Source organism: Neobacillus dielmonensis (assembly GCF_000612665.1).
Classification (GTDB): domain Bacteria; phylum Bacillota; class Bacilli; order Bacillales; family Cytobacillaceae; genus Neobacillus; species Neobacillus dielmonensis.
Genome location: NZ_HG942044.1, coordinates 1 through 12,830, shown reverse-complemented (window position 1 = coordinate 12,830; position 12,830 = coordinate 1). Strand labels below are relative to the sequence as shown.

Genomic DNA, 12,830 nt, shown 5'->3' with positions numbered 1-12,830 from the left:
GACCCCGCAGGCGCTAAAGCGCCGAGGAGGCTCCCCGGCACGCCCGCGGAAAGCGAAGCACCTGGAGCGGAAATCAATAGGCCCCATTGCAGGCGATAATCAATTCTAAAAATCATATTTTAATTCAAGTGAAATGAAAAATTGCCGAGAAAAATAACCTTTCTCGACAATCTGAGCGAAGCCTGGCTTCGCTTTTTTGTTTTCTCACAGCTTTTTATCATCCACTGAATTCAACCAGTTTTCAATTTCACCAACCACTGATTCCACACAGCCATTTTCGAATGGTGAAATTAAATGAGCGGCCTCAACAAGCTTTGTGAATGACATGCTGCCCCCTAACTGGCAAAGATTAAGATAATCTGACCATGCCTCTTCCATGTTTTCTCTGGACCGTTTCCAGAATTGGAAGGCACAAATTTGGGCAAGGGTATAGTCAATATAATAGAACGGAGAATTATAAATATGACCTTGTCGCTGCCAAAATCCGCCGTTTTCGAGGTACTCATTGCCAGCATAATCTTTATGGGGCAAGTATTTCTTTTCTATGTTTCTCCAAGCTAGTTTCCGTTCCGTTGGTGAAGCCTCAGGATGCTCATACACCCAATGCTGAAACTCATCCACTGACACCCCATATGGAAGGAATAGCAAGGCATCACTAAGATGAGAAAATTTGTACTTATCGGTATCTTCTTTAAAAAACAACTCCATCCACGGCCAAGTAAAGAACTCCATACTCATAGAGTGGATTTCACATGCTTCATAAGTAGGCCAGTTATATTCCGGAATTTCATAATGGCGGCTTGAATATACCTGAAACGCATGGCCCGCCTCATGTGTCAATACGCCAATATCGCCGGAAGTTCCGTTGAAATTCGAAAAAATAAATGGGGCTTTATAGTTCTCAATATAGGTGCAATAACCACCGCTGGCCTTGCCTTTTTTTGCAACTAAGTCCATTAGATTATTTTCCCGCATAAATTTAAAAAATTCGCCGGTTTCCTTTGATAAATCTTCGTACATTTGTTGACCATTGTTTATAATCCATTCCGGACTTCCTTTCGGGATAGCATTTCCCGTTTGATAAATGATGTTTTCATCATAGTATTTTAATTGGTCAAGTCCGAGCCGCTCCCGTTGGCGCTCTTTCAATTTCGTGGCAATAGGCACGATATAGTCTTCTACCTGCTGACGGAAATTGGCAACCATTTCTGCATTATAATCTGTCCGCATCATTCTGTGGTAGCCAAGCTCCACGAAATTCTTATAGCCCAATTTTTGGGCAATCTCTGTGCGCACCTTTACAAGATCATCATAAATACGGTCCAAGTCTTCCTCATGCTCAGCAAAGAAACCGAATTTCGCCTCACTAGCCCTTCTTCTCATCTCTCTGTCTGTTGACTCAATAAAGGGATCAATTTGTGCAAGTGTCCGCTCTTCTCCTTCAAACTGAATTTTAGCCGATGCGACTAATTTCGTGTATTCAGTCACTAAACGGTTCTCTTTTTGGAGGAGCGGGACAATTTCTGGCTTAAATGTTTTTAATTGACTCTCGGCCAGAGCGAACAGCTGCCTGCCAAATTTAGCTTCCAGCTCTGTTCTGAATTTTGACTCAACAAGCGCTTGATAGTATTTTGTTACCAAGCCTTCAATTTCAGGTTCTAGTTCATCCATATAATCTTGCTCTGCTTTATAAAATTCATCATTCGTATCTATCGTATGACGAATATTGCATAAATTAAACATGGTCCCAAGGTCATTTCTAATCTGATTTATCTGATCCATCGCGAGGCTTTGCTCATCAGCAGAATTAGCATCACGAAAGCGCTTTAATACAGCTTCAAATTTCGATGTTACCTCTGTTAAATCAGGACGAGCATATGTATAATTTTCAAACCCCATTCCAAACATCCCCCTTCTGAAGTTATCATGTAATCTATACCATTATATACTAATTACGTGGAATAAAAAACGGCCGGCTGGCCGTCTTAAACTAAAAATGCACCCTGCCTCACGACCCAATCAGTATCGCCATTCGTGGTCTTTAAAATTTGCCGGCAGGTATTCCTAATTTTTTCAATAAATCAATTGCCGTCAATTTTTCTGAGTCGGTTAGACTAGACATTAATTTATTTATTTGCTCTGCATGTTCCGGGAAGATTTCCTGAATCAATGCTTTTCCCTCATCCGTTATGGACGCATAAGTAACTCTTCGGTCACTCGGGCAGGCAATTCTTTGCAGCAGTCTCTTCTGTTCCAGCTTATCAACCACATAGGTAATGCTGCCGCTTGCCAACAAAATTTTACCGCCAATCTGTTGCAGCGGCTGATCGCCCTTATGATATAACAGCTCCAAAACAGCAAACTCTGTTGGATTTAAACCATTTGCTTGAATTACTTTATTAACATGCTCATTTATGGCTTTATAGGCTCTAGAAAGAACAATAAAAAGCTTTAAAGAGACAGCAGTTGAATCATTTTCCATTCTAAACCCACCTTTTAGGTTTTGATTTCCTATATGACCTTACTATTTAATATCTCGATTTCAAAATTATTATAAAAAAATTATCAATCCCTGTCAATTTGACTGGGTGCTTCTATACGCAAATCCATCCTTTGCCTTATAAAATCAATATTTCCCTATAGAACTTATCGTAGTATTATAGAAATAATTAAAATATTCGGAGAGGGGTTGAATAAGTGGCTCAACAAGCAACTCTACCAAATAATCCTAGTGTGCCTAACCATACAACTCATTTTAAGATTCTGGTTATTCTTGGACTTTGCCATATGCTCAATGACGCCCTACAATCTGTAGTGCCCGCGATGTTTCCCATTCTAGAGAAATCAATGGGTTTGTCTTATACACAGCTTGGCATTATTGCGTTTTCATTAAACATGGTTTCCTCAGTCATGCAGCCCGCTGTTGGAAATTATACAGATAAACGGCCGATGCCCTATGCATTACCCGTTGGGCTGGCCTTTAGTTTGATTGGAATATTGTCACTGGCATTTGCCCCTCATTTTATCACAGTGGTCCTATCCGTTATTTTTATTGGGATTGGGTCTGCCGTTTTCCATCCGGAAGGTTCCAGGGTTGCGCATATGGCAGCAGGCAAACGGAGAGGACTTGCGCAATCAATCTACCAAGTAGGCGGAAATACAGGGCAGGCATTTGCCCCGTTGATTACAGCTTTAATTTTAGTCCCTTTAGGTCAAAGGGGGGCCTCATTGTTTACGATTGTAGCCGCAGCTGCAGTAGTCTTATTAATCTATATTGCCGCTTGGTATCGTCGAAGGTTATTCGATCCTGAGCGACCACTGGCGGCGAAGGATCCCACTCAATCCGTTAAGGGAGAGGGGCTGCCAAAAGGCATAAAAAAAGCACTGGTTCTCATTTTACTGCTCATTTTTGCCCGTTCATGGTATATTTCTGGAATGACCAATTTTTACTCTTTTTACGGTATGGAAAAGTATGGGTTCTCTATTAAAGAGGCACAGATTTTCTTATTTGCCTTTTTAGTGGCTGGAGCTGTTGGGACATTCTTTGGGGGACCTCTAGCCGACAGGTATGGTAAGAAGAGAATCATTTCTTTTTCCATGCTGGGAACCCTTCCGCTTTCCATTATGATTCCTTATGTGCCACCTCTATTGGCGTTTATTTTACTGGTTTTAACAGGATTTATTTTAATGACTAGTTTTTCAGTTACAGTGGTATATGCCCAGGAATTGGTTCCAGGGAAAATTGGCATGATGTCTGGACTGACAGTCGGCTTGGCGTTTGGGATGGGGGCTATTGGCTCAGTTGGATTAGGATCTATTGCAGATTTAATTGGATTACCATCCATGATTAGAGCAGTGGGAATTTTACCTATTTTAGGATTAACTGCATTTCTCCTTCCTGCTGACAAAAAACTATTAGAGATGAATGAAGGGAAATAAGGGCTGGCACCGGCAGGCCTTATTTTTTTGCGCCAAAATTTTCAAAAAATTTGCCCTTTTTAACTCAATAATAGTTAAAAGTTTCATATAATATAGATACAACTCATCTTAGGGAGGTATCAATTGTTTGAAAACCCCAAATTATCACGACTTTTATCAGGTTGCTCTAGTTCCAATTGGAATGAATGATTTAAAGGTACTTAAAGAATCTGACTCCTGTTCAGGCAGAAATTATACGCATTGGCTCATTGCCGTAGAAGGGGTACAACTCCCTGATCCAAAAATCTACTTCCACTGGAGAGTAACCATTTACCCCGCTGATTGTGAGGGAGATTTCAATTGGCAGAGACCCTACTTTGTTTCAACAGCATCAGAAAGTATGGATATTGCTATTAAGCTTGCCTCTAACTTAGTTTCATCGAGTAAAAATGATAGCCTCATCTTCTCTACAAAGCTAGAAAAAATCTCTTAACCCTCAAAACAAACACCATCCCTTTTGCTTCACCTCTTTTTTGACATCCCTTGTGAAAAAAGCTACATGAAAAGAATAAAAAAATGCTGCTTACCTAAAGAGGAAACAGCACTTTTTAGAGATTGTTAATAGATGTCTGATGTGTTAGGCCAAACGGAACACAATTCCATGCCCGCCTTTTGGATATTCCCATTTAATGTTTTGATATGGACAACCAATTCGGCAGCTGCCGCACTCATGACAGCCTTCATAGCCAACCTGCATCCGGGTACCTTCCCATTTATAAACTTCAGCAGGGCAAAATACAGTGCAAATTTTATCAGGGCATTGAGTCATGCAAACGTCATGGTCAAGTACGGTCAAATGGGACTTTGTATCACACTTGAATCTTAGAAGATACTGTTTTTCTTCAATATTCTTCGTTGACATTATTTCACCGCCTTCCAAGCTCGATAAATATCCTGCAGTACACGCAGTCTTCCTTTTTCGGCTGTTACACTCTTAATAATTTGTTTCTGCTTTTCCCGTTTTGGCGTCCCGTCCACTGTAAAGAAAGTACTCATCGCTTGATTCATCATCGGGAGGTATTCTTTAAAATATTGTGGATAGCTTTCAAATGTATGCGCAGCATCTTTGTATTTCTCTAAATCTTTGATAATAAAACTATCGTGCAGTTTATCACGATAAATATTTAAAGTCGATTCACTAAAGTTTCCCCGGTTCTTCGCTTCAATGATGGATTCACCCGCTAATAGTCCTGAATGCATCGCCATGTTCGACCCTTCACGATGAATGGCGTTGACTAGCTGGGCAGCATCCCCCACAACGACAACCCCATTTCCTGCCACCCTCGGTACGGAATGATACCCTCCTTCAGGGATAAGGTGAGCCAAATATTCTGCTGATTCGCCACCAGCAAGCAAAGGTTTTACCATTGGATGATTCTTCAAGTAATCCAGGAGCTCATAAGGCTTTAATTTCGCTTTAATCATACTCGATAGGGTAGTGCCCACCCCGATATTCAAACTATCTTTATTTGTATAAAGGAATGCGGTACCCAGATTGCCCTTGGTTGAGTCCCCGAAGATTTCAATGGTACATCCCTGATTGTCTTCTAAATTAAACCGCTCGTTAATTTTATCCTTTGAAAGATTGATGACCTCCATTACCGTTAGGGCAACCTCATCAGGGCGAAATTCTTTATGAAAACCCAGTTGTTTAGACAGCAGGGAGTTTACTCCATCCGCCAGTACAACGACGTCGGCTAAAACCTCTCCATTTGGCCGGTCGGTACGAACACCAATTACCTTGCCGTTTTCGACCAAACACTCCGTCACAACCGTTTCATTAATCAGCAGTGCCCCGGCCTCCACAGCCTTACCTGCGAACCATTGGTCAAACTTTGCTCTTAAAACCGTAAAATTGTTATAAGGTTCAACCCCCCATTCAAGGCCTTTATAACCAAACGAAGCAACGGATTCCTTATCCATTACCCAAAAGCGCTGCTCAATGACAGGCCTCTCCAACGGTGCTTCCTTCCAAAATTCTGGAATTAAATCTTCCATTTGTTTTCGGTATAGTACCCCACCCATAACGTTTTTCGAGCCAGGATATTCTCCTCTTTCAATCAATAACACATCCAGACCGGCCCTTGCACACGTCAACGCACATGCTGTACCGGCAGGTCCGGCACCTACCACAATGACATCAAATTTTTCAGGCATAGGTTATCTCACCGCCTTTTTCATTTTTTAGCCGCTTAAACTGTTCAATTAATACGGGCACAATTTCCAAAGCATCACCTACTATGCCGTAGGTTGCAACATCAAATATCGGTGCATTAGGGTCTTTATTAATGGCGATGATTAACTCTGAATTCTTCATTCCGACAACATGCTGTATTGCTCCAGATATACCAATAGCAAAATAAATTTTCGGAGTCACCGTTTCCCCCGTCTGACCAACCTGCTGTTCGTGGGGCAGCCATCCTGCTTCCACAACATCCCTTGTGCCCCCGACACTCGCACCAATCGTTTCAGCAAAGTCATGAATCAATTGAAAGTTTTGGTAATCCCCCATTCCTTTACCGCCGCAAACAATAACATGTGCGTCCGCCAGGTTTGTTTTTTTTGTTACATCATTCACAATTTGAAGTACTTTTGTCCGCATATCCTCTTCGTTCAACGTAATTTTTTCTTCAATAATTTTGCCATGTCTACTGGAATCAGGCTCTAAAGCCTTCATCACCTTTGGACGGACTGTCGCCATCTGGGGACGGTGCTTTTTACAAAGAATAGTTGCCATGATATTTCCGCCAAATGCTGGCCGACTTGCCTCAAGTAATCTGCTGTCCACATCCACATCCAGCATCGTAGTATCAGCAGTCAGTCCTGTGACTAAATCAGTTGCTACGGCACTTGCCAGGTCTTTTCCATTTGGTGTTGCTCCATAAAGGATTATTTCAGGCATATATTTTTGCGCCAGCAACATAACACCTTTCATGAACGATTCCGTTCGATAATGTTTTAAAACCGGATGGTCAATTACATATACCTCGTCAGCCCCGTAAGCAATCACCTGGTTGGCTAACGGTTTAATTTCGTCGCCCAATAAAAATCCAGCTAACGGTACATTCAATTTATCAGCAAGCTTTCTGCCGGCACCAAGCAGTTCTAGTGAAACATCTTCGATTTTTTGATTATTTTGCTCAATAAAAACCCAGACTCCACGGTAATCATCCAAATTCATGCGTACCCCTCCAACAAAAGATTTTTCTCATTAATTAGAAGACTGCAGGGTGAACAAGTCCTTGTTTTCTAATAAAATATCCATCAATTGATTGACTTGCTCATCGGTGGTTCCTTCGAGTTTCTTTCCACCTTCGGGTCTAGGAGGTGTAAACATCTTTCCAACAATTGTCGGCGATCCTTTCAGCCCAAGCTGAGTACGGTCCACATTTTCAAGGTCGCTTACTGCCCAAATAATCGGTTCATATCGCGCTGCTTTGATCATATTAGGCATGGGGGAATATTCTATTTCATTTATCTCTTTTTCAACGGTCATAAGGCATGGTATTTCTGTTTGGATTAGCTCATAGCCATTTGCTAATTTTCGTTTCATTAATACTGTTTGTTCCTGTTGGTTCACTTCGACAACCTCGATCACATTTGTGATCGGTGGAATATCTAACCTTCTCGCAATTCCCGGACCAACCTGCCCAGTATCACCATCTATGGCATGCTTGCCGCAAATGACTATATCAACGGGAAGTTCCTTGCCAATCCTCTCTAAAGCTTTTGATAAAGCGTAGCTGGTTGCTAAGGTATCAGCACCCGCAAAAGCACGATCGGTAATTAAATAGCCTCTGTCTGCTCCTATTTCTATGCTCTTTTTTATGACGGCGGTAGCTTGCGGCGGACCCATTGATAAGACAGAAATTGTTCCTCCTGTTTTTTCTCTGATTTTTACAGCTTCTTGTACGGCATGGGCATCATAAGGATTTAAAATTGCTGGGGCGCTGCGGCGGTCTAGGGTGTTCGTTTTCGGATTAATCTTAATGATTTTCGTGTCAGGTACTTGTTTGACACATACGACAATATGCATTTTAAAATTTCCCTCCTCCATCTCTTTTTGGGACAATGAAAGCGTTTGCTTGTTTCACTATAAAAAATGCTTTTATTAACGATATATGTATCGTAATAGAAGCATATTCCCCACCGATGCAGTTTTCTTCTTTAAAGCCTGAGATAAAGATTATACAAATGCACAATAAGTGAATTCTATGAGGGAGCGAAAGGTTTTGTGAAAGGATTCTTTTATATATGCGGGAACTAGATCAGCAATTATTCTATAGAAGACAGTTTTATATAAATGTAGTTAAATTGCATTAAAATATGTTACTCTTTTTTTGCCCTATGTTTTCTCTTTTATTTTAAGCGAGGCATTGTTGATTTTGCGTTTAAAACGAGGAAACCGAATAATTCGTTCGAATCTATTGGAATACTTAAAGGCCTTCTTTTTAGTTGCCTTTTATTTCCATTATACAGAAGGCCTCAATCTTTGTCCATCATACTAATATTTTTGGCCAGATCATAATCATTTGTTTGAAAGCAATTTTCACTTCATCATTTGGCCTTGGGGCTTGTCCCATTATTCTTTGATACTGATTAATCAGTTCGTCCAACTCTTGACTGTATCTAACAGTTTCATCACTAGTATATCCTAAAGTATTTGCACTTCTAATCATAAGCTCTCTTTTTGCTTTAATCTCTTCTATCATGTAATTTTGATCCCATTGATGACTGCTGCTATTACTATACTCGTACAATGTTATCCTCCTACCTTTTACCCTATTACTGTAATCCATTAAATTAATAGACTACTTGAAGAATTATGACAAGAATTTATATAAAAGTAAATACAATCGCAAAAGAAGACAAAACAATCTATTTCTCTCGATATTCGACAATTTATTTGATGTTTTTCTTGTTTTTGCGACAAGTATGTTATCGCACATTTCTGCAATGAATGAAAGCGGATTCATCAACTCTTCTCTTGCAGCCAAAAGTTTATAAGACCTGCTTCAGGAAATGCTTTGCTGATATTTTACCAAAATATTTTTATGGGTAAAAATAACCACATTCACCCTGCAACTAAGTAGTTCTATAGACATAATTGAATATAAAAAAACTGGCTTTTAGTGTTACCAAAGCCAGTAAATCATTATGTGTATATTTTTTTCATCTATATCTTATTGGAATATTTCTAGACTCTCCATTCTTCGGACTGCTTCAAGAAGACGATCTTCTGAGGATAGTAGTCCCACTCTAACATATCCTTCTCCGAAATTTCCAAAGCCATTTCCTGGTGCTACGATAATATGTGCCTGTTCAAGCAATATGGCGGCAAATTCTTCAGATGTATATCCAGATGGCACTTTAAGCCAAGCAAAGAAAGACCCACTTGGCGCACTGACATTCCAGCCAATGGACCGAAGTCCGCTAATCAAAACATTTCTTCTTCGTTCATATCTTTCTCTAATCTCCTTAACACAGTCCTGTGGTCCCGTTAATGCTTCGGCTGCTGCTTCCTGAATGGCACCGAATAAGCTCACATATAAGTGATCCTGGATTAATTCAATTGCCGAAATCACACTCGCATTACCGATCGCAAAACCTACACGCCATCCTGCCATATTATAGGTTTTTGACAGCGTATATATTTCTACTCCAACGTCCTTTGCACCTTCGGTTTGTAAGAAACTAATTGGTTTATGCTGATCAAAGCCGATTGCCCCATAAGCAAAATCATGGACAATACATATATCATGCTCACATGCCAGCTTAACTGTTTCTTCGAAAAAATTAGTTGTAGCAATGGCCCCTGTTGGATTATTAGGATAATTAAGGAACATCATCTTAGCCTTTTGTAACATCTCTGAACCTAAATCATGATAATCAGGAAGGAATCCATTACTCTCGCGAAGTGGCATAACAGCCATCTTGGCCCTAGCTAGGGTAATCCCTGACAAATAATCAGGATATCCAGGATCCGGCACAAGGATCGTATCACCGGGATTTACGATACATTGTGGTATTTCTACTAACCCGGCTTTTCCTCCAAATAAAATAGCCACTTCTTTATTCGGGTCAATTTCTACCCCATATTCCCTCCAATAGAAATCCGCTGCTGCCTGCTTTAAATAATTAAACCCTTGGAATGGTGAATACCTATGATTAATTGGATCCGCCGCAGCTTCTTGCAGCTTGGCAACGATATGCTGTGGCGTCGGCTGGTCAGGATTTCCTTGACCCAAATTAATAACATCAAAACCTTGGTCTATATATTGACCAGCTTTTTTAACCAGAGAAGCAAAGAATTGCCTTGGCAAGCTTTTTAATAAATCCGATGTTGGAAATTGTTTCACTTTCTCACCTGCTTCATTTATTTTCAAATTATGGTTGAATTTCTAGTCACAAATGTTATAACTTTTATATTAGCTTGTAAAGTAAAAATTTAGAAAGTTCTTGAGGTGAGAATAGGTGAAATTAAAAGTTTCCTGTATTCAAATGGATATTGCCTATGGCAACCCACAGAAAAACGTTCAAAATGCTGAAAAACTGATTGAAAAAGCGATTGAGAATCAACCCGATATTATTGTTCTTCCAGAGTTATGGACAACAGGTTATGATTTAACCCGTCTTGAGGAAATTGCAGATAAAAATGCAGAACAAACAATCCAATTTTTCAAACAAGCTGCGCAAAAATTCAAGGTGAATTTTGTCGGAGGTTCCGTTGCTAACCAAGGAAAAAATGGAGTAAAGAATACACTGCTTATTATAAATAAACTTGGAGAACTCGTTCACCAATACAGTAAGCTTCACTTGTTTAAACTTATGGAGGAGCACCTCTATTTAAATGCAGGTGTGGATAAAGGACTATTCCAGCTGGAAGGTTGCCAGTTTGCCGGTGTTATATGTTATGATATCCGGTTCCCCGAATGGATCCGTGCCCATACATCTAGCGGCGCTGAGGTACTGTTTGTCGTTGCTGAGTGGCCTGCTCCCAGACTTATGCATTGGCGGTCACTATTAATTGCAAGGGCAATTGAAAATCAGTGCTACGTTATTGCTTGTAACCGTTCAGGGGTGGACCCCAAAAATCAATTTGCCGGGCATTCGATGATTATTGATCCCTGGGGAGAAATAGTCGCTGAAGCAGGGGAAAAACAGGAAATTTTAACAGCTGTTATAGAAATGGATAAAGTGAAAGCAATAAGAAATGAAATCCCTATTTTCGAAGACCGAAGGCCGGAATACTATAAATAATGTTAATAACAAAATTATAATGAGTCTGACCATCCATAACTAAATTCGCAAACCAATGGATAATTTTTGAAACCAAATAGCCAATAAAAAAGCCGTCTATTGACGGTCTTTTTTAGTTTCTTTCTATCCAATGAAGGTTTTCCCTTCAATCCTCTTATTGCAACAACTAATGACACATGCCTGACTTCGCCATAATTGTTGTCATTCTTCCCAATCATTTAACAAATGTTTTAAAAAAATGCTCTGCCAAATATTGATGTTTACTATATTCCTTAAACTTCCCGTTTACGCCTAAAAACAGATTAATTATAAGTTTTCCTGTTTAAAATCAATAGGCAGGATAATATGAAAAATTGTTCCTTGGCCTTCATCGCTTTCTGCCCATATGCTTCCTTTATGTTCTTCAATTATTTTATAACTGACCATTAACCCCAGTCCCGTTCCACGTTCCTTTGTAGTGTAAAACGGTTCTCCCAGCCGCTTTAGCTGCTCCTTCGGTATCCCCATGCCTTCATCTTGAATAGCAATATGAATCTGACCATTCCCCTCCACTTGCTGATTAATTATTACCGTGATCTTTCCTCCAGCAGGCATTCCCTCAATGGCATTTTTTATTAAGTTAATAAACACCTTTTTTAATTGATTGGATTCACAGTAAATTAGAGGCAACTGTTCACCATATTCTGTAATGAATTGGATATTGTGAAGAACAGCCTGAGCATTTAACAAATCAATAGTTTCACGCATAATTTGTTTAACATCTTTTAACTGAAACTTTGATGCCTGAGGTTTTGCTAAGAGTAAAAACTCGTTAATAATGGTATCAATTCGCTGCAGTTCTGTCGTAATCACCTCATAATACATGGAATGCTCCCGCCTGATGCTCCCTTCCAGCAATTGGATAAATCCCTTTAATGCAGTCATGGGATTTCTGATTTCATGAGCAATACCAGCAGCAAGTTCACCAATAACACTTAGAGTATCCGATTTGCGCAGCTGCTCCTGCATTTCTACCATTTCTGTAATATCTTTTACTACTGTAATGTTGAACTGATCATCAGCTGAATGTTGGGAATGATATTCAAAGTGCTGTTTCCTGCCTAATTTGCTTACAAAAATCACTACTGAAGTATAACGACCATTTTCAAATGTATTTTGGATATGTTGTTTTATTTGTTGTACTTGGCTTTCCTGCCTGTAAAATGGTTCGTATAGTAGCTGCCCGACTAGCTTTTCTTTAGACGTTTCTAATAGCAGCTCCACAGCAGGATTTACATCGATAATTCGGTATTGATGATCCCAAATGATTAGACCATTTATAGAATTCTCAAGAATACGATTATATAATTGTTCAAAGTTGATACTCTCAATTGTGCTAACACATTCATTAAGAGGTTGAGCATCTTCCTGTTTGTACTGCCTTTCCACTAAAATGCCACCCCGCCTGCAACAGAATTAAGCCTGAATATATATGTTATAATTCTACATAAAAAGAATAAATTCCTTTTTATGGTTAAAACTAATTTTATAACACTAGCAAAATGTAAAAAATGCAAAACTGTTAGCAGTTTTGCATTCAGATTGTAGACAAA

At 39.7% G+C, this 12,830-nt stretch carries 12 protein-coding genes; 3 read left to right on the top strand and 9 right to left on the bottom strand.

The window, feature by feature from the left end; genetic code table 11:
- Positions 1-204 precede the first annotated feature (204 nt).
- Together BN2425_RS05205 and BN2425_RS05200 are read right to left on the bottom strand one after the other, a co-directional pair.
- The gene (locus BN2425_RS05205; RefSeq protein WP_042455925.1) at positions 205-1,899 is read right to left on the bottom strand and encodes a M3 family oligoendopeptidase; all 1,695 of its coding nucleotides are present in this window, start codon (positions 1,897-1,899) and stop codon (positions 205-207) included.
- Positions 1,900-2,041: 142 nt separating this feature from the next.
- The gene (locus tag BN2425_RS05200; protein ID WP_042455922.1) at positions 2,042-2,482 is read right to left on the bottom strand and encodes a MarR family winged helix-turn-helix transcriptional regulator; all 441 of its coding nucleotides are present in this window, start codon (positions 2,480-2,482) and stop codon (positions 2,042-2,044) included.
- Positions 2,483-2,697: 215 nt separating this feature from the next.
- On the opposite strand from BN2425_RS05200, the gene BN2425_RS05195 reads away from it, so the two are divergent.
- On the top strand, positions 2,698-3,939 hold the full coding sequence (locus tag BN2425_RS05195) for an MFS transporter (protein WP_042455920.1): 1,242 nt from the start codon (positions 2,698-2,700) through the stop codon (positions 3,937-3,939).
- A gap of 127 nt (positions 3,940-4,066) precedes the next feature.
- Complete coding sequence (locus BN2425_RS05190) at positions 4,067-4,411, top strand: hypothetical protein (protein ID WP_042455917.1); 345 nt, start codon at positions 4,067-4,069, stop codon at positions 4,409-4,411.
- 144 nt (positions 4,412-4,555) lie between these two features.
- On the opposite strand, the gene BN2425_RS05185 is transcribed toward BN2425_RS05190, so the two are convergent.
- The 6 genes from BN2425_RS05185 to BN2425_RS05160 form a co-directional block, all read right to left on the bottom strand.
- The gene (locus BN2425_RS05185; RefSeq protein WP_040204690.1) at positions 4,556-4,840 is read right to left on the bottom strand and encodes a ferredoxin family protein; all 285 of its coding nucleotides are present in this window, start codon (positions 4,838-4,840) and stop codon (positions 4,556-4,558) included.
- Positions 4,840-6,135, bottom strand: a complete 1,296-nt coding sequence (locus BN2425_RS05180; RefSeq protein ID WP_042455914.1) for an FAD-dependent oxidoreductase — start codon at positions 6,133-6,135, stop codon at positions 4,840-4,842. The genes BN2425_RS05185 and BN2425_RS05180 overlap by 1 nt, the downstream gene beginning before the upstream one ends.
- Positions 6,128-7,159, bottom strand: a complete 1,032-nt coding sequence (locus BN2425_RS05175; RefSeq protein WP_042455911.1) for an electron transfer flavoprotein subunit alpha/FixB family protein — start codon at positions 7,157-7,159, stop codon at positions 6,128-6,130. The genes BN2425_RS05180 and BN2425_RS05175 overlap by 8 nt, the downstream gene beginning before the upstream one ends.
- A gap of 30 nt (positions 7,160-7,189) precedes the next feature.
- Entirely contained in the window at positions 7,190-8,014 is an 825-nt protein-coding gene (locus BN2425_RS05170; RefSeq protein ID WP_042455908.1) for an electron transfer flavoprotein subunit beta/FixA family protein, read from the bottom strand.
- A gap of 463 nt (positions 8,015-8,477) precedes the next feature.
- Positions 8,478-8,738: an aspartyl-phosphate phosphatase Spo0E family protein gene (locus BN2425_RS05165; protein ID WP_042455906.1), complete on the bottom strand. Its 261-nt coding sequence runs from the start codon at positions 8,736-8,738 to the stop codon at positions 8,478-8,480.
- Positions 8,739-9,161: 423 nt separating this feature from the next.
- Positions 9,162-10,337: a pyridoxal phosphate-dependent aminotransferase gene (locus tag BN2425_RS05160; protein WP_042455904.1), complete on the bottom strand. Its 1,176-nt coding sequence runs from the start codon at positions 10,335-10,337 to the stop codon at positions 9,162-9,164.
- A 115-nt stretch (positions 10,338-10,452) separates the two neighbouring features.
- On the opposite strand from BN2425_RS05160, the gene BN2425_RS05155 reads away from it, so the two are divergent.
- Positions 10,453-11,238, top strand: a complete 786-nt coding sequence (locus tag BN2425_RS05155; protein WP_042455901.1) for a carbon-nitrogen family hydrolase — start codon at positions 10,453-10,455, stop codon at positions 11,236-11,238.
- Positions 11,239-11,544: 306 nt separating this feature from the next.
- Here BN2425_RS05155 and BN2425_RS05150 read toward each other — a convergent pair whose 3' ends face one another.
- Complete coding sequence (locus tag BN2425_RS05150; protein ID WP_042455899.1) at positions 11,545-12,666, bottom strand: ATP-binding protein; 1,122 nt, start codon at positions 12,664-12,666, stop codon at positions 11,545-11,547.
- Positions 12,667-12,830: the final 164 nt, after the last annotated feature.

Excerpts from the sequence above, each read along its gene's own strand:
- BN2425_RS05205 (WP_042455925.1), bottom strand. The coding sequence starts at position 1,899 with ATGGGGTTTGAAAATTATACATATGCTCGTCCTGATTTAACAGAGGTA.
- BN2425_RS05200 (WP_042455922.1), bottom strand. The coding sequence starts at position 2,482 with ATGGAAAATGATTCAACTGCTGTCTCTTTAAAGCTTTTTATTGTTCTT.
- BN2425_RS05185 (WP_040204690.1), bottom strand. The coding sequence starts at position 4,840 with ATGTCAACGAAGAATATTGAAGAAAAACAGTATCTTCTAAGATTCAAG.
- BN2425_RS05180 (WP_042455914.1), bottom strand. The coding sequence starts at position 6,135 with ATGCCTGAAAAATTTGATGTCATTGTGGTAGGTGCCGGACCTGCCGGT.
- BN2425_RS05175 (WP_042455911.1), bottom strand. The coding sequence starts at position 7,159 with ATGAATTTGGATGATTACCGTGGAGTCTGGGTTTTTATTGAGCAAAAT.
- BN2425_RS05170 (WP_042455908.1), bottom strand. The coding sequence starts at position 8,014 with ATGCATATTGTCGTATGTGTCAAACAAGTACCTGACACGAAAATCATT.